Source organism: Photobacterium sanctipauli, assembly GCF_003026495.1.
GTDB lineage: Bacteria > Pseudomonadota > Gammaproteobacteria > Enterobacterales > Vibrionaceae > Photobacterium > Photobacterium sanctipauli.
This window is the reverse complement of the sequence record NZ_PYMA01000004.1, coordinates 60,770-76,649: the sequence shown is the minus strand read 5'-3', so window position 1 is coordinate 76,649 and position 15,880 is coordinate 60,770. Positions and strand designations below refer to the sequence as shown.

Below are 15,880 nucleotides of genomic sequence, written 5' to 3'. Positions count from 1 at the left end.
CATTATGTTTGTCCCTAGTTAGTGATGATCTTTTACTGATTTAGCTAAAGATGTCTCAGATTTCGGCTAATAGGTTTGCAATACTGGTATGGAATACTGACATTTTTATGCACTCAAGGATGGCAAATGAAAGACGAAACCCTCTCGATACATTTTGGTTATGAGACTGATCCAACAACGAAATCAGTCGCCACCCCAATCTATCAAACCGTCGCCTATGAATTTGATGACGCGCAGCACGGTGCCGATCTATTCAATTTAGAAGTGCCGGGTAATATTTACACCCGCATTATGAACCCAACCAATGATGTGCTTGAAAAGCGCATGGCTGCGTTGGAGGGTGGGATTGCGGGTCTGGCCGTGAGTGCTGGTAGTGCGGCAATCAATTATGCAGTTTTGGCACTTGCAGAAGCCGGTGACAACATCATTTCGACACCTCAGTTATATGGCGGAACCTACACCCTATTTGCCCACATGTTGCCAAAACAAGGTATCGAAGTGCGTTTTGCCGACGATGATAAGCCTGAATCGCTTGCCGCTTTAATCGATGAAAAAACCAAGGCCATTTATTGCGAATCAATTGGTAACCCCGCCGGCAATATTGTCGACCTTGCCCGTATTGCTGAGCTCGCTCATGCGCAAGGTGTCCCTGTCATTGTCGACAATACAGTCGCAACACCAGCGCTTTGTAAGCCAATCGAGCACGGCGCAGACATTGTTGTCCACTCGCTAACCAAATACGTGGGTGGCCATGGTACCTCACTGGGCGGGATGATTATCGACTCAGGTAAATTCCCATGGGCACAATATAAAGATCGTTTCCCAGTATTTAACCAACCAGAGCCGTCATACCATGGCGTAGTTTATACTGAAGCCTTCGGTGAAGCCGCCTTTATTGGCCGAGCACGCACAGTGCCATTACGTAATACCGGTTCAGCTTTATCCCCTATGAATGCTTTCATGTTATTACAAGGGCTAGAGACGCTTCCTCTTAGAATGGAAAGGCATACTGAGAACGCTCTTAAGGTAGCCGAGTATCTGAAATCACACAACAAAGTCAGCTGGGTTAGCTATGCGGGTTTGTCAGATTCACCGTATTACCCACTGGCAGAAAAATACATGGCAGGCAAGCCATCGGCGATTCTATCGTTTGGCCTAAAAGATGGTTATGACGCAGGTGTACGTTTCTATGACAGCCTTCAGATATTCAAGCGCTTGGTCAACATTGGCGATGCGAAATCATTGGCGTGCCACCCAGCCTCTACAACACATCGCCAATTAAGCGAACAAGAGCAAAAACAAGCGGGTGTAAGCCCTGAAATGATTCGACTATCGGTAGGTATTGAGCATATTGACGATATTCTTGCTGATCTGGAACAGGCGCTAAACGCGTAATATATTCAAGTAAAACAATGACCCGTGCTGGCGGCTAAGTCAGCGCGGGTTATCATCTAGTCCTGATGCGTTTTTTGACTAGCGATATTAATGGCATAACGAATTTCATCCATCGTTCCAATCACGACTTTAGACCCCACCTTTGTATAAAAGCTATCGGGCTTGTCGATATCGCCAACGACCCTAAAGCCTTTATACTCAGTGGTCACAACCCGCCCCTTAATCGAGATCAGCTTGCCTGCCGTTTGATGCTGGCTTCTGGTTAACCTTGTTATTTCTCGCTCAGCTTCCATCTTAACTTTGTCCAGTAGTCCGTACTTAATTTTGTTTCTCAGCTTTATTAGGTAAAAATAGATACCGTCATACCTAATTAAAAACCCTTTATGAAAACACATGCCTTCAACCGTACCAGTCTTGACGAGCTCGGTATCTGCGACATAGGTTTTAGACGCATGATTTTTCATAAATAGGTCTAACTTAAAAGGGGCATTTTTACCCGTTTTCTTCCTATAGTGGCTCAGCTTCTTATTTGCAGATAAATAGAAATCTGTCTTTGTTAGCCTCTTCGTCGTTGATTTGGTCAGCGTCACTAGTTTGGTATCTTCCCTGCACACATCATAAGCATAAAAACGCATATCAAGATAAGTATTTGCAGTGCATTCTACCTAAGCAGAAAAAGATTGCCCAACTTTATGTACAAATAAGTGACAATTGAGCCCAATAAAGCATCCATTACTATCATTGGTATACTTTCATTTCGGTATATCAGTAATTCGGTATACTAGGGTCTGTTGACCTTAGAAACCCGCTTACTTCAAGGTACTGATATACGTGACTGCTGATATAAAAGCTCGAGACATAAAAATAGCGACATTTAACTTATGTAATTTTATCGAACCGCCTAGCGCATTTTATGATTTTGAAAATATCTACACCGATGAACAATGGCAAAAAAAGCAACAATGGATTGTGAGCTACCTTGAGCAATACCAGCCTGATGTTATAGGCTTTCAAGAAGTGTTTAGTGCTAAAGCATTACAAGCACTGGTCAAGCGTGCCGACTACCCATATTTTGCTGTCATTGATAAGCCTCAACCAATTGAAGATTACATTTATCAAAGTCCGGTTGTCGCCATTGCATCTAAGTACCCCATTCATGAAGTGAGTGGTGTCGCCCCAACAGATCTGGCCATTCAATTGAATGATGCGAGTGAAACGCCGTTCGGTTTCAGCCGTCAGCCACTTCGGGCAACCATTGCGGTTCCTGAGTTAGGGATGTGCGACTTTTATGTCGTTCACTTTAAATCTAAGCGCCCTATGCTCAACGATGAATGCGAACCACAATCAACTGTGGCAAGCAACAATGACGAACGTAAACTCAACGCCCTAAAGTCGCTAAGACATGAGGTTCTGGGTAGTTGGGCATCGTCTTGCCAACGAGGCTCAGAAGCAGCGTATTTACTAGACGCCATACTTTGCCGTAAATTCGAAAACAATTACCCAGCAATATTAATGGGTGACTTTAACGATGATCTTAACACCGGGGTTCTTTCACACCTGCTCACCCACTCTACTCGCCAATTATCTGAAGACGAAAACAAACAATTTCTTGCGGGTTATCAACTCAAAGACAGCTGGGCACTATTTACAGCAGGTCAAGAAATAAACGCATGTGACGCCCCCTCGATATCCGCTCCCTTCACCTATTATTATGGTGCCCGTGGTTCAAGACTCGACTACATCCTGTTATCGAGTGAGTTTGATCCTAATTACCCTGAAAACTTGGCTGAAGTTCATGGTTATCACGTTCATGATAAACATTTAATTAATCCCAGCTATGAAGTAGATAGTTTCAGCACGGATCACGCTATCGTGATGATTAGCTTAAGAATTCGTCATTAACAACACTACTGACCAAGTCATTATTAAAAAGTTAAAGTCTGTAATTTGCTCTACTCCCCAGATAAAGGAAATAACCATAGCGAGATAGATTTAAGATTGGCATAATTAACAGACTAACGACTAACTAATTGAAAGCTAGGTACATGACAACTCGCCACCGACAGCCCCTCAATCATCTAAATCGCGCGCTTCTAGTCGCAGCGCTCGGATTTAGCTCTCTTGCTTCTGCCAACAATTTTCCGTACAGCTACTTTGAAGCACGAGTGCCTATTAGCCCGGGTGGCTTAGGTGCTGCCGCAAGCATGCAGTTCCACCCAAATGCCCATGCGATTGTTGAGTTTGAAAGTAACTTCGATGATGACTGGCGGCTAAAAGGTGGTGTTGGCTTCCACGCACCGATCAATCAATTCACCGATGTTCATGGCCAAGCTAAAATTCTTTCATACAAGAATGAAGAAGAGTCTCGTTCTATGGGGCGCCTAGGCTCTGAACTCAACATAGGTGTATCCGCTTGGGTATTACCTCAATTAGAAACCGGTGCTGTTGTGGGTGTCATGCATTTAGACGACGATCATACTAAATTTAATGTCTATGCACGCTTCCATGCCGGTTCTGCATTCTCGCTTGGTGCTGAATGGCGTATCAAAGACATTGAAGATCAGAGCATGATGATTTCTGCGCGTTATCCATTTTAAAAAATGCTACTGTTGTCAACACACGTTATAACCCAGGCAATTGGGTTATATCTACTTTAAGTAAAGGGAACTTCATGTCTAAGAAAGTCTATTGTATTGCTCAATTCCAACCAAAAGCAGGCCGTGAAAAAGAGCTATTTTCAGTACTTCAAGCCCTCGAACCGAACACACTTCGTGAAGATGGCTGTATTCAATATACCGTTACCCGCCATATCCCAAGCCCATTCGCCGGTGGTGAATCATTCCCTATCGTCTTTAACGAAATCTGGTCTGATATGGCAGCATTTGAAGCGCACTGCCAACGTAAAGAAATTCAAGCGTTTTTCAAAACTCACTGTGAGGCAGAAACAGGGGCTGCGGAAAAATGGAACGTTTGTGTCTATTCCGATGAGCCCGAAGGTTACGACACGCCAAGCCTTTAAGTTCTTCTAATCATTTTGCTTTAGCTAGAACGCTAATAGCTTCGCTCAATTCCAGTAGAAATAACTTGGGTATGAATACCCTTTACCCAAGTTATTATCCTTTACATTCTTATCGAGATAGTGTGACTTGCTGCTATAACGTCTATTCTTGTATGTACATTACAAACAAGCATCTTGGACACTATGCCTAACAGCAGCAACGCTAACAGCAATCCCCACTACACCATCTGCCTCATACTATATGACCAATTCGATTTGCTCGAAGTCGCTGCACCGCTTTCTCTGTTTTCGATGTTTCCTGACAATTTCCGTATCGTAACAGTATCAGAACATGGCAGGCCTGTGGCGAGTCAACAAGGCAACAAGTTATCTGCCGATGATAGCCTGTATACTCTGGAAGATTTTGATGTATTGATAGTCCCCGGCGGAGACGGGATCAAAAAAGCCGTAGAGAGTGACAACCTTGTGAATTGGATAAAAAAACAGTACCAGCCAAGTCGTTACATCTGCGCTTTTTGTACCGGAGCAGCATTGCTCGCTGAGGCTGGTATTCTTAGGCACCGCTCAGCAACGACAAACAAACAACAATACCGATGGGTAACAGGCTTTGGTGAAAATATCGACTGGTTTCCAGTGGCTCGCTGGGTTCGAGATGGCCATATTTTTACTTCATCGGGTAAAAGTGCAGCGATGGATTTGTCTTTAGCGCTCATCGCAACCCTGCTTAATGAGGAGTCTGCACGTAAAGCGGCAATCAATGCAGAGTATATTTGGGTGAATGATCCCGGCGAAGATCCATTTGCCCCGCTTCATATCGTACAATAGCGGATCTACGAATGTCGTCACGCATTTGTTTGCCACATCTTTTCTGATCTTACTAAAACCTATGTCCCTTCGTGCCACATAATATGACACTCAGCATCTCGAGCCGCTTTTAACATGTCAATTAATGGCGCGGCTCGGGTATATAAGCTGACAACGGGCTCAACATCTAATTCATTCAGATCATCGACGTCCTCAGCAGATTGACTATTTTCGACTTGCTGCTTTTCTGCTGCTAATTCTTGTTGGTGGATCTGCTGTGTTGCCGCGGTTAGTTTTATCAAGGCATCGTCGATATCTGCAGGGTCAATCGCTCCGGGAATATTTTCACAATGCCCCATCATTCGCAGCATATGCTTAGCAACATCGCCAAACATTAAAACATTGCCACTGGCTTTGCATTTAAACGTCACCAACATAGTCACTCCTATTTTTTTTATCTCGCTTAGCAAATAAATAGCCCGCCACTATACCTGAAAGCGCGCCAAATAAATGGCTTTCGTAGCTTATCCATTCGTGAACCGGGATAAAGCCCCACACCATTGAGCCATAGAAGAACATCACGAGCGTTGCTATCACAATGGATTTAATACTGCGATACATCACAGCATATGTAAGAAGGTAAGCCCAGAGCCCATAAATAACCCCACTGAGCCCAATATGAAAATGCATACGTCCAAAAAACCAAACGCCAAGCCCGCTGCCAAACCAACAAATTAAGAAAACAGCAATTAAACGTGCAATACCAGAGCGAGAAACAAGGAAGCCCAATAAGGTAAACGAAACCATATTGCTGATTAGGTGTGCCCATGAGCCATGAATAAATGGATAGCTAACTAAGCCAAGAAAATGGCTGAAATGACGAGGAAGCAGACCGAAATCAGATAGCGCGCCGAACGTAAAGACATTGATCAGGTGGACGCTTACGCATAGCGCTACAACAACGGCAATAAACTTGAGTGCGTCGATATCTTTGCGATTCAATTCTGCCCCCTAGCGACGTCTAGTGATAATTACCAGAATGACTGACGTTGCTGATAATCAATTTCATCCGATTTACTACGCTGACGCTTACCGGCAATACTAAAATTTCGGCCAAGCAAAAGACGTATTTGGCTATACGTTTCATGGGCGAGTAAATATCGACGAGAGCTATTCCAACACCGATTTGTTGTGGTTTTAATCGCAGCAAGTGCATCGGGTGAGCCACTTAATAATTGCTGACACAGCAATTGCGCTTGTTGCAGAGGCTCTTCACAAACCTCCGTGACCAAAGCTATCTCTTTAGCTTGTTTCCCCGTTAGTATTTCACCTGTCATCGTTAGCTTCAACGCAATATCTTTGGCAACAACTTCACGTAAAGACATTAGCCCGGCCATATCAGGTACTAGCCCCCAACGCACTTCCATAATCGACATTTCACTATCTGGTGTGACAAATCGAAAATCAGCGCCCATTGCAATCTGCATACCACCGCCATAACACTTCCCTTCAATGACAGCGATAACCGGACAGGGTAACTCTCGCCAATTTTTAGACACCCTTTGCGCTAAATTTGCATTACCCGGCAACCATTTCGTAAGCAGTGATAGTGCTTTCTTTTTTGATGTCGCAACACTTTTAATGTCTAGCCCACTACTAAAATTACCACCCGCCCCTTTAATAATAACAGCACGTACATCTTTCTGTTTTCTCAATTGTTTACTTACTTTATCAAGTTCAGTAAACATGGTCATATCAAGGGCATTCATTTTATCTGGTCGGTTTAATGTAACGGTTACGATGCCCTGCTGTTGTTCAATACTTAAACGACGCCATTCCATTGCGCACTCCCTATCTGGTCAGTCCAGTAACTATAGTAACGTTAACACAATTTCAACAAAACAATAGCTTTCAGTATGAAATTTGGGCAAAGAGCACAAAACAGGTGACACCGTCACCTATCGGTTTGGAATCCAAAAGCTTGTGCGGTGGCTCTCCACTCAGAAGAAGTGGCAGAAGATATGGGTTCAATGGTATTGATAATAGTCGTCAGGTCTCCCCCCGTGCAGGTAGTACCATTTTGTTCAATAGTCGCACTAAACAGAGGAAGTTGATGACGGGTTGAAACACACCACTCACCATCCATCACACCGTCTTTTTGCTCACAAACGGCCTCCATAAACTCAAGGTATTCCTCAATGGAGCCTTTGTCTTCATTCAAACACCAAAGCCGTTCATACCTGATATAACCGTCTCTCGGGTGGAAAACCTTGCCTGGAATAACAGCAGTAAAATCCAGTACACCACCTCTTGTCGCTTTCACATAAGCTTCCGATAAGGTAGATATGTCTTCATTTGCCGTTGCAGCTGGCTTGGAATACAAATCACTGACGCAAGAAGCAACCAATAACGTGGTTGATACAACTAATATGCGAGGTTTCACCATTCCTGCCCACCCTTTGAATTAGATGCTGCTGGTATTAAGCATATACCCAAGTGGGTTCGCAATGCAGAATAAAAGCGAATAGTCGATTAAATTCAACGGTTATGACGTTATGGACCCGGCGCTAAGTCGCCTGCGTCTTAGCTTTTTGACACAGTGATATCTGTGCTGAACTACCCTTTAGTTAGGGTTTTAGAAGGCTAAATCATGCTTATGCTTGAGATTCACACCAAACTGCTGATTGCGGATACGACAGAAATTCTAGACGCATTTGTCGAGAATGGACTACATCGCGAGTATTCGATATATTGCCAATTCCCACACTGTGACAACGTCACACAGAAGCTCGTTCAACGTAATGAACCCGCTGATATTGAATTCAATGATGGCTATATCTTCAACCGCAAAAATTAATTCATTGCAAAGCAACCGCTTAAATAACGGGAACATATCGTTATAGGGTGTTTGCTATACTGAAAATGTTCACCGATTGCTGTCTTAATGGGGGTGAAGATGAAGAAATGGTCGAGCTTGATAGCCTTGATATTAGTAACAGGCTGTACTGCTGATGTGGCAACAGACTACAACAGTGCCGTTAACTATAGCCAGTTTAAAACCTACCAGTTTGCCCCTTCCGCTGAAAATAACGCAGTCACTCTCGACGCAGCTCGTGTAGAAGACGCCATTTCTAGTCAGCTTTACGCCAAAGGACTAAAACCGAGCGAAGAAAATGCCGATCTTACCGTTCAACACTCAATACTTGAGCAATCCGAATTTCAATCATACGGCACCAGCTTTGGGTTTGGTTACGGCTATCGAAATGTGGGGGTTGCCTATAGTGCACCAAGGCAATACAAAGAGTACCGGTACGGCAAGTTAGTGGTAGAGTTGATTGAAAACGATACGAATCAGATCGTGTGGCGTTCAGTATCACAACGTAAACTGACAGAAACCATGACCCCGGACTCGCGCCGTAAATTCATTGATGAGCAAATTCAAGAAATGTTTAACAATTACCCGCCCTATTAGGCTTCAAGACGACTATCACTAAAGCAATATTATTAATTTCAACATCGTTAAATACAGCACCATTAAATACAAAAACCGGCCGAAGCCGGTTTTTATCGCGGTATAATCGCTGTTGTCTTACTTGCGTCGTTTCTGAACGTCACCGGCAAGTTGGCGTAGTACTTTTTCAGTATCTTCCCAACCAATACAAGCATCGGTAATGCTCTGGCCGTAAGTTGGCGCAACACCATCAACAATGTCTTGACGACCTTCTACAAGGTGACTTTCAATCATTACACCGAAGATTGCATCGTTACCACCTGCAATTTGCGAGCCCACATCTTCCGAAACAAGCGGCTGACGTTGGAATTGTTTTAGGCTGTTTGCGTGGCTGAAGTCAATCATCACCTTCTGGCGTAGGCCAGCTTTTTCTAGTTGGCTCGTGATGTCATTAACGTGCTCTGCGCTGTAGTTTGGCTCTTTACCACCACGAAGGATGATATGACAATCTTCGTTACCTGCCGTTGAAACAATCGCCGAATGGCCGTATTTGGTCACTGACAAGAAGTGGTGCGGCGCGCTTGATGAGCCAATCGCATCCGTTGCAATCTTAATGTTACCATCAGTACCGTTCTTGAAGCCAACAGGACAAGAAAGACCAGATGCTAGCTCACGGTGTACCTGTGATTCAGTAGTACGTGCACCGATAGCACCCCAGCTGATCAAATCACCCATGTACTGAGGTGTGATCATATCTAGGAATTCACCTGCCGTTGGCACACCCATATCCGTTAGGTCTAGCAAAAGCTTACGACCAATACGAAGACCATCATTGAGCTGGAAGCTATCATCCATGTACGGGTCGTTGATTAGGCCCTTCCAACCGACTGTTGTACGTGGTTTTTCAAAGTAAACACGCATAACAACTTCAAGATCGTCCTTCAACTCTTCACGCAACACTTTTAGCTTCTGGCCGTACTCCAGCGCCGCTTTAGGATCGTGAATTGAACAAGGGCCAACAATAACCAATAGGCGATCATCGTCACCGTTAAGCATCTTGTGAATCGCTTGGCGAGCTTGGTAAACCGTCTCTGACGCTGCTTCTGTCGCAGGGAAACGCTCCAGTACAGCAACGGGTGGTAGTAGCTCTTTAATCTCGCGAATGCGAACGTCATCAGTCTTATGCATCTTTACTTCCTGAATATACTCACCTGCCAACCGTAAACATTTTTGTACAACCATGGTTGACAGTAAATTTCTCTTCCAATTGACTTTAACTTATCTTCTTATTATGAGCAGTGCAAACCCTAATTCACATTAATTGCGAATTTCTTCAGTTTTGCATATAAATCAAGCAATCACGTGAATATATAACCAGAAACTAGTGCTACACCACGCATACAGAAACATTACTTTGAAATTTGTTTCGCAAAGCCATAACATGGATTCAATAACTTATATCATTACGAGGTCATGTAATGACTGATACATCCGTCATCTCGTTTCAAAATGTCGATAAGTGGTACGGTGACTTTCAGGCGCTAAAGAACATCAATCTCAACATTGAACGTGGTGAAAGGTTGGTCATCTGTGGACCATCTGGCTCTGGTAAATCCACACTTATCCGCTGTATCAACGGGCTTGAGCAATATAACGAAGGTCAATTGTTGATAGGTGGTCAACCGCTCAATGAAAAACACCTAAGATCGATTAGGGGAATGGTCGGCATGGTGTTTCAACACTTCAACCTCTTTCCTCATATGACTGTTCTAGAAAACCTTACCCTCGCCCCACGTCGAACACTTAAGCTGAGCAAAGACGAAGCAAACGCACTGGCAATGAAGTATCTCGATCGCGTTCATATTGCCCATCAAGCTGATAAGTATCCGGCTCAACTTTCAGGCGGCCAACAACAACGTGTCGCTATTGCTCGTTCATTATGTATGAAGCCTGAAATATTGCTTTTCGATGAACCGACATCTGCCCTCGACCCTGAGATGATTCGTGAGGTATTGGATGTCATGAAAGAGCTCGCCGACGAAGGGATGACAATGGTATGTGTTACCCACGAAATGGGATTTGCTCGCCAAGTCGCGGATCGTGTTGTTTTCATGGATGAAGGGGAAATTGTCGAAATAGCGCCGCCATCGCAATTATTTGATATGCCGCAGCAGCCTCGTACCCAAACATTCCTTGAGCAGATCTTGAGCTACTAACAGGGGCGGATATGAGTAAGACGTTTAAATCATTCGCCGCCATTGGTCTTAAAATCAGTAAACCCGTTTTATCTGGCTTGCTTCAAGTGGCCATTGTCTCTGCGGGGCTATTCTGGCTACTCGATGCTGGTGCCGAGGCAATGAACTACCGTTGGCAATGGTATCGGATCCCGCAGTATTTATGGTTCGTTGAAGATGGTGAATGGTTTCCAGCTGAATTGCTTGAAGGCTTAAGGGTGACACTGGAGATCTCAGCCGTCAGCCTCGTGTTCACCTTAGTGATAGGGCTCACCGTTGCACTTCTTAGACTATCAAATTCAGTTGTTGGTCGGTTCATTGCTCACGGTTACATTGAATTGATTCGCAACACCCCTTTGCTGGTTCAAATCTACCTGCTTTATTTTGTATTCGGCCCAGTACTTGGGTTAGAGCGTTTCACCACTGCAGTGCTGGCACTGTCTTTATTTCAGGGAGCCTATACTGCCGAGATCTTCAGGGCCGGCTTAAACAGTATCAGCAAGGGCCAATATGAAGCCGCAGACAGCTTAGCACTATCAAAAGTTGATAGTTATCGGTTCGTGATACTGCCACAGGTCATCAAGCGAATCTTACCGCCATTGACCAACGAGTCAGTTTCGTTGGTAAAAAACTCATCGATCGTAAGTGTCATGGCGATTTTTGATTTAACCACAGAAGGCAGAAACATCGTTGCCGACACCGCAATGCCTTTTGAGGTTTGGTTTACCGTTGCTGGGATCTACCTATGCGTCACACTGTTACTGTCTGGTTTTGCTGCTTGGCTAGAGCATAAGCTAGCCACACCAAGTTACTAACTTACTCCCAACAATGACAACGAATAATGGAAGGTTGGGAATTACAGGAGAAAGGAAGCATGAAAAAAATACTAACGTTTCTGTTTGCCGCCGTTGCTTTAGTCACGGCAGCTGGTGCAAGTGCCGCTGATAAATCGGCATTAACCGAAATCAAAGAGCGCGGTACGCTTAGGGTTGGCATGTCGACCTTCGTCCCTTGGGCGATGAGAGACAAGCAAGGTGAGTTGGTAGGATTCGAGGTCGATGTGGCTCGTCGATTAGCGAAAGATGCCGGCCTTAAAATTGAGTTCATCCCTACCGCCTGGGACGGCATCATACCTGCGCTACTTGCCGGCAAATTTGATGTCATCATTGGTGGTATGTCTATCACCCCCGAACGTAACATGAGCGTTTTGTTTACCGCCCCTTATGCTCACTCCGGTGTGCAGCTTGCTGCTCATAAAGAAAACTCAGCCGATAAAACCACCATTGCTGATTACAATAAGCGTAGTGTGACTCTGTCTGTTCGTCGTGGTGCATTTACCGTGCAAACAGCCAAGAAATACTTTCCTAAAGCAAAGCTTCGCCAATTTGACGACGACGCACAGGCTTTCCAAGAAGTGCTAAACGGCAATGCCCATGCAGTACTGGCTTCATCACCAAAACCTGAGCAAATGGCTATCCAATACAGCGACAAGCTTTATATTCCATTTGATGAGCGCTTAAGCCGCGGTTCTGAGGCCTTTGCAATTCGCCATGGTGAATTTGACCTGCTGAACTTCTTCAACAACTGGATTCTACTCCGCACCGAAGATGGTTGGCTAAAAGAGCGTCACGACTACTGGTTCACCACGCTTGACTGGGAAGATCAAATTGCAGAAGGACAGTAACACTTGTCTCAAATGACTATGCAAAAAGTGCCGAGAAAAACATTCTCGGCACTACCTAAACTTAATAAGCTCGACGGGGTATTGCTGGTTATCCTGGCTGCGTTTGTCACTTGGCTATGGTACCGCTCATCAGTCGGGATCCACTATCAATGGAACTGGGATAAAGCCTTCCAACTGATCTTCTCATCGGGAAGAAATGGTGAGCTACCCTACTTCTTCCAAGGCTTTATCGCCACAATACGGTTAAGCTTATGGGGAATGTTATTTGCTGGCCTTCTTGGCTTACTGCTAGGCTTGGCGAGACGCTCATCATTTATCGTACTGCGCCTGCCAGCACAAGCCTATATCCAGTTAGTACGGAACATTCCGCCACTGGTTTTCGTCTTTATCTTTTACTTTTTCATCTCAAGCCAACTTGTGCCAGCTATTGGCCTTGAGTCTATTTTACGTAACACACCTGATGACATTAACACCATACAGTCATTGCTTTTCGGCCCCGCAAAGTTATGGGAAAACCTATTTTCTGGTGTTTTGTGTGTGGGTTTGATTGCAGCCGCTTATATTGCTGAGATCGTCCGTTCCGGTATTGATGCCATCGCTAAAGGGCAATGGGAAGCCGCCGACTCATTAGGACTGAATAAGTTGGACCGCTTCCGCTACGTTATTTTCCCGCAGGCCTTAAGTGGCATTGTTCCCCCGCTGGCAGGCCAGTTTATTTCTCTGGTCAAAGACTCTTCGATTATCTCGTTGATTTCGATTCAAGAGCTCACCTTCGTTGGCAGTGAAATCGCCAACTCGTCAGGGCTGATCTTTGAAATTTGGTTGCTGGTGGGAGCCGGTTACCTATTGCTCTGCCTTAGCTTGTCTTTCCTATTCAGCAAACTTGAGAAGCGCAGCCAAAGGCATAAACAGCGCTAAAACAAGCGCTGTTATTTATCCAATCCTATTAATACCCATAAAAATCGGGAGCAATTATTGCTCCCGTTTTATTTGAAAAAAGCTCAGCTTACGATTGTGTTGCTCTCGATCACCTATATGTTCCATACCAATCTTTTTCATCACTTGACGGGCTGACATGTTGCGTGTCGATGTAAAGCCAACAATGCTGGCAAAGCCACCTTCACCAAAGCCATACTCTAGAATGGCTTTACCTATCTCAGTCGCATAGCCTTGATGCCAATGATCTTCACAAATCGTCCATTCTATTTCTGCAATACCGTCGTTATCGCCATAGGGGTTAAGACCGACCCTACCAATAAGGGTGTTACACTCAGCAAGTAGCAACGGGCAATTAAAATATCCCCCTTTCCACTTCCAACCCATTTTATTGGCATTGCACCAATCTAGTACTGCTCTCGCTCTTTCTTCTGTCCATGGTGATTCATCGGTATATGTATGAACGGACTGGTTGGACATAATCCTATGTAAGCTGGGCATATCACCCTCATGCCAAGGTCGGACATAAAGGCGTTGTGTTCTTATGCTCGGCGTCACTTCTAGAATCATATTCATCCCTCTTACATATGAGACCAACAATAAAACTACCGCGAGGCAATACAATGCATCACAGATATTCTGTTTACTTGGCTATAAGTGTAGAGCATTTCTGTGCTTTTCACTTAAGAAGAGGATCTTAGGAAAAGCACAGTACCATCAAGAATGAGGAATTAATGAAGATTAGCGCTCAAAGAAATTAGCGTGTAAATCCAGCGTCGAACTTATCAGCCCACTCCGGCCATAGTTTTTTCAAGTCCATACTTTCTTCTAGCATATCCGCCACGCGATCGATCCCTTGCTCACGTAGAAGATCAAAATCTGGTGTTTGCGTCGCCTCAAGGCCAGCCCAAGATAGAATGGCATCACAGGCACCTTGCTGCTCAAAGATACCGTGCAAATACGTACCAAACACTTGGTTATCGACACCCATTTGACCATCAGGCCCGTCAGTTAACATAACTGGCGAGTCATCACGTACGCCTTCTGTCACCCCAGCGTGAATCTCATAGCCAGTCACATCAACAACAGGTTGTTCGGGCAAACGCAGCTTGCCTTGGGTCTGCTTCAGTTGCTTGTTAGGCGCTAGTACCGTTGTGGTGTTCAAATATCCCAGCCCTTGGCTCGTGCCAGGTTCACCTTCAATGCCGTCGGGATCAGCAATACTTTCACCCAACATTTGGTAGCCACCGCAAATACCCATCACTTTGCCACCGAGGCGGAGGTGACGCGCAATTTGCTTATCCCAGCCTTGTTCCCTCAAATACGCCAGATCATCACGTACACTTTTAGTACCCGGAATAATGATGAGATCTGTCGGGGGAATTGCTTCGCCTTTACCAACAAACTGTAAGTTCACTTGCGGATGCATGCGTAGTGGGTCGAAGTCTGTGTGATTACTGACTCGGGTTAGCACAGGTACAGCCACGTTAAGTTGATGCTCTGCCGCGTCTACTTGTTGAGCATTAATCGCATCTTCAGCTTCCAGCATTAAACCGTGCAAATATGGCAGAACACCAAATACTGGCTTACCGGTTTTTTCTTCAAGCCAATCTAAGCCAGATTCAAGCAGCTTTATATCACCGCGGAAACGGTTAATCACAAAACCCTTCACCCGATTCTGTTCTGATTCAGATAGCAATGCCAAGGTGCCATAAAGGTGTGCAAAAACACCACCACGATCGATGTCAGCAACGATAATGACGGGAACATCAGCTTCTTCTGCAAAGCCCATATTCGCCACATCATTCTCGCGTAAGTTGATTTCTGCAGGGCTGCCAGCCCCTTCAATGATGACCGTGTCAAAGTCTTGCTGAAGAATATTGAATGACTCCATAATTGGCGTCATCACCACCTTCTTATAGTTGTGGTAACCCACGGCATCCATATCGGCTAATGCTTTGCCTTGAACAATCACTTGCGCGCCAATATCCGTATTGGGTTTAAGCAAGACAGGATTCATATGTACGGTTGGCTCAACACGACAGGCTTGCGCTTGTACGGCCTGTGCACGTCCAATCTCGCCACCGTCTTTGGTGACAGCGCTGTTAAGGGCCATATTCTGTGACTTGAAAGGCGCTACCTTGATTCCTTTACGAGCAAGCACTCGGCATAAACCCGCGGCCAAGACACTTTTGCCAGCATCTGAAGTGGTTCCTTGAACCATTAAGCAATTATTTTTCAACTATTTAAACCCTAGCCAAAACATCAAAAATTCCATTACGCCTCAGCAAATAAACAAATTAGATATGCTATTACCACGCGAGTCTGAGGCAGCGTTTATCATACCATGCATCGGC

General features: G+C 44.8%; 19 protein-coding genes. 11 read left to right on the top strand and 8 right to left on the bottom strand.

Going from position 1 to position 15,880, the window contains the following annotated elements:
• The first annotated feature begins 126 nt into the window (after positions 1–126).
• Positions 127–1,395, top strand: a complete 1,269-nt coding sequence (locus C9I98_RS08855) for an O-acetylhomoserine aminocarboxypropyltransferase/cysteine synthase family protein (protein ID WP_036817309.1) — start codon at positions 127–129, stop codon at positions 1,393–1,395.
• 56 nt (positions 1,396–1,451) lie between these two features.
• On the opposite strand, the gene C9I98_RS08850 is transcribed toward C9I98_RS08855, so the two are convergent.
• On the bottom strand, positions 1,452–1,985 hold the full coding sequence (locus tag C9I98_RS08850) for a hypothetical protein (protein WP_146153868.1): 534 nt from the start codon (positions 1,983–1,985) through the stop codon (positions 1,452–1,454).
• Between the two features lie 241 nt (positions 1,986–2,226).
• On the opposite strand from C9I98_RS08850, the gene C9I98_RS08845 reads away from it, so the two are divergent.
• The 4 genes from C9I98_RS08845 to C9I98_RS08830 all read left to right on the top strand — a co-directional run bounded on the left by C9I98_RS08845 (position 2,227) and on the right by C9I98_RS08830 (position 5,239).
• Positions 2,227–3,297, top strand: coding sequence for an endonuclease/exonuclease/phosphatase family protein (locus C9I98_RS08845; protein ID WP_245907120.1), 1,071 nt, complete (start codon positions 2,227–2,229; stop codon positions 3,295–3,297).
• A gap of 143 nt (positions 3,298–3,440) precedes the next feature.
• Positions 3,441–3,992 carry a hypothetical protein gene (locus C9I98_RS08840; RefSeq protein WP_036817303.1) on the top strand — a complete coding sequence of 184 codons (552 nt, stop codon included), beginning with the start codon at positions 3,441–3,443 and terminating at the stop codon, positions 3,990–3,992.
• 74 nt (positions 3,993–4,066) lie between these two features.
• The gene (locus C9I98_RS08835) at positions 4,067–4,414 is read left to right on the top strand and encodes a putative quinol monooxygenase (RefSeq protein ID WP_036817300.1); all 348 of its coding nucleotides are present in this window, start codon (positions 4,067–4,069) and stop codon (positions 4,412–4,414) included.
• Between the two features lie 183 nt (positions 4,415–4,597).
• Complete coding sequence (locus C9I98_RS08830) at positions 4,598–5,239, top strand: DJ-1/PfpI family protein (RefSeq protein WP_051901869.1); 642 nt, start codon at positions 4,598–4,600, stop codon at positions 5,237–5,239.
• Positions 5,240–5,298: 59 nt separating this feature from the next.
• Here C9I98_RS08830 and C9I98_RS08825 read toward each other — a convergent pair whose 3' ends face one another.
• The 4 genes from C9I98_RS08825 to C9I98_RS08810 form a co-directional block, all read right to left on the bottom strand.
• A complete protein-coding gene (locus tag C9I98_RS08825) occupies positions 5,299–5,655 on the bottom strand; it encodes a DUF1840 domain-containing protein (RefSeq protein ID WP_036817297.1) in 357 nt (118 codons plus the stop codon).
• Positions 5,639–6,220, bottom strand: coding sequence for a rhomboid family intramembrane serine protease (locus C9I98_RS08820; RefSeq protein WP_107271871.1), 582 nt, complete (start codon positions 6,218–6,220; stop codon positions 5,639–5,641). Before C9I98_RS08820 ends, C9I98_RS08825 begins: the two co-directional genes overlap by 17 nt.
• A gap of 29 nt (positions 6,221–6,249) precedes the next feature.
• Positions 6,250–7,059, bottom strand: a complete 810-nt coding sequence (locus C9I98_RS08815; RefSeq protein WP_107271870.1) for a crotonase/enoyl-CoA hydratase family protein — start codon at positions 7,057–7,059, stop codon at positions 6,250–6,252.
• A gap of 113 nt (positions 7,060–7,172) precedes the next feature.
• Entirely contained in the window at positions 7,173–7,664 is a 492-nt protein-coding gene (locus C9I98_RS08810; RefSeq protein ID WP_036821928.1) for a hypothetical protein, read from the bottom strand.
• A gap of 204 nt (positions 7,665–7,868) precedes the next feature.
• On the opposite strand from C9I98_RS08810, the gene C9I98_RS08805 reads away from it, so the two are divergent.
• Together C9I98_RS08805 and C9I98_RS08800 are read left to right on the top strand one after the other, a co-directional pair.
• Complete coding sequence (locus tag C9I98_RS08805) at positions 7,869–8,075, top strand: hypothetical protein (RefSeq protein ID WP_245907119.1); 207 nt, start codon at positions 7,869–7,871, stop codon at positions 8,073–8,075.
• A gap of 99 nt (positions 8,076–8,174) precedes the next feature.
• The gene (locus C9I98_RS08800; RefSeq protein WP_036821925.1) at positions 8,175–8,690 is read left to right on the top strand and encodes a DUF4136 domain-containing protein; all 516 of its coding nucleotides are present in this window, start codon (positions 8,175–8,177) and stop codon (positions 8,688–8,690) included.
• A 117-nt stretch (positions 8,691–8,807) separates the two neighbouring features.
• On the opposite strand, the gene aroG is transcribed toward C9I98_RS08800, so the two are convergent.
• A complete protein-coding gene (gene aroG / locus C9I98_RS08795; protein ID WP_036821922.1) occupies positions 8,808–9,857 on the bottom strand; it encodes a 3-deoxy-7-phosphoheptulonate synthase AroG in 1,050 nt (349 codons plus the stop codon).
• 290 nt (positions 9,858–10,147) lie between these two features.
• On the opposite strand from aroG, the gene C9I98_RS08790 reads away from it, so the two are divergent.
• From C9I98_RS08790 to C9I98_RS08775, 4 genes are read left to right on the top strand one after another with little or no spacing between them, the layout of a single operon-like run.
• Positions 10,148–10,885, top strand: a complete 738-nt coding sequence (locus tag C9I98_RS08790; RefSeq protein ID WP_036821919.1) for an amino acid ABC transporter ATP-binding protein — start codon at positions 10,148–10,150, stop codon at positions 10,883–10,885.
• Between the two features lie 11 nt (positions 10,886–10,896).
• Positions 10,897–11,718, top strand: coding sequence for an amino acid ABC transporter permease (locus C9I98_RS08785; protein WP_051902168.1), 822 nt, complete (start codon positions 10,897–10,899; stop codon positions 11,716–11,718).
• Positions 11,719–11,777: 59 nt separating this feature from the next.
• Positions 11,778–12,587, top strand: coding sequence for a transporter substrate-binding domain-containing protein (locus C9I98_RS08780; RefSeq protein ID WP_107271869.1), 810 nt, complete (start codon positions 11,778–11,780; stop codon positions 12,585–12,587).
• A gap of 12 nt (positions 12,588–12,599) precedes the next feature.
• Positions 12,600–13,505, top strand: a complete 906-nt coding sequence (locus C9I98_RS08775; protein ID WP_036817412.1) for an amino acid ABC transporter permease — start codon at positions 12,600–12,602, stop codon at positions 13,503–13,505.
• A gap of 54 nt (positions 13,506–13,559) precedes the next feature.
• Here C9I98_RS08775 and C9I98_RS08770 read toward each other — a convergent pair whose 3' ends face one another.
• Entirely contained in the window at positions 13,560–14,093 is a 534-nt protein-coding gene (locus tag C9I98_RS08770) for a GNAT family N-acetyltransferase (protein ID WP_051901877.1), read from the bottom strand.
• Between the two features lie 187 nt (positions 14,094–14,280).
• Positions 14,281–15,747, bottom strand: coding sequence for a cobyric acid synthase (locus tag C9I98_RS08765; RefSeq protein ID WP_036817415.1), 1,467 nt, complete (start codon positions 15,745–15,747; stop codon positions 14,281–14,283).
• Positions 15,748–15,880: the final 133 nt, after the last annotated feature.

What these genes read in the sequence shown, in the direction of transcription:
- C9I98_RS08855 (WP_036817309.1), top strand. Translation starts at nt 127, where the DNA reads ATGAAAGACGAAACCCTCTCGATACATTTTGGTTATGAGACTGATCCA.
- C9I98_RS08840 (WP_036817303.1), top strand. Translation starts at nt 3,441, where the DNA reads ATGACAACTCGCCACCGACAGCCCCTCAATCATCTAAATCGCGCGCTT.
- C9I98_RS08835 (WP_036817300.1), top strand. Translation starts at nt 4,067, where the DNA reads ATGTCTAAGAAAGTCTATTGTATTGCTCAATTCCAACCAAAAGCAGGC.
- C9I98_RS08830 (WP_051901869.1), top strand. Translation starts at nt 4,598, where the DNA reads ATGCCTAACAGCAGCAACGCTAACAGCAATCCCCACTACACCATCTGC.
- C9I98_RS08825 (WP_036817297.1), bottom strand. Translation starts at nt 5,655, where the DNA reads ATGTTGGTGACGTTTAAATGCAAAGCCAGTGGCAATGTTTTAATGTTT.
- C9I98_RS08815 (WP_107271870.1), bottom strand. Translation starts at nt 7,059, where the DNA reads ATGGAATGGCGTCGTTTAAGTATTGAACAACAGCAGGGCATCGTAACC.
- C9I98_RS08810 (WP_036821928.1), bottom strand. Translation starts at nt 7,664, where the DNA reads ATGGTGAAACCTCGCATATTAGTTGTATCAACCACGTTATTGGTTGCT.
- C9I98_RS08805 (WP_245907119.1), top strand. Translation starts at nt 7,869, where the DNA reads ATGCTTATGCTTGAGATTCACACCAAACTGCTGATTGCGGATACGACA.
- C9I98_RS08800 (WP_036821925.1), top strand. Translation starts at nt 8,175, where the DNA reads ATGAAGAAATGGTCGAGCTTGATAGCCTTGATATTAGTAACAGGCTGT.
- aroG (WP_036821922.1), bottom strand. Translation starts at nt 9,857, where the DNA reads ATGCATAAGACTGATGACGTTCGCATTCGCGAGATTAAAGAGCTACTA.
- C9I98_RS08790 (WP_036821919.1), top strand. Translation starts at nt 10,148, where the DNA reads ATGACTGATACATCCGTCATCTCGTTTCAAAATGTCGATAAGTGGTAC.
- C9I98_RS08785 (WP_051902168.1), top strand. Translation starts at nt 10,897, where the DNA reads ATGAGTAAGACGTTTAAATCATTCGCCGCCATTGGTCTTAAAATCAGT.
- C9I98_RS08780 (WP_107271869.1), top strand. Translation starts at nt 11,778, where the DNA reads ATGAAAAAAATACTAACGTTTCTGTTTGCCGCCGTTGCTTTAGTCACG.
- C9I98_RS08775 (WP_036817412.1), top strand. Translation starts at nt 12,600, where the DNA reads ATGACTATGCAAAAAGTGCCGAGAAAAACATTCTCGGCACTACCTAAA.
- C9I98_RS08770 (WP_051901877.1), bottom strand. Translation starts at nt 14,093, where the DNA reads ATGATTCTAGAAGTGACGCCGAGCATAAGAACACAACGCCTTTATGTC.
- C9I98_RS08765 (WP_036817415.1), bottom strand. Translation starts at nt 15,747, where the DNA reads ATGGTTCAAGGAACCACTTCAGATGCTGGCAAAAGTGTCTTGGCCGCG.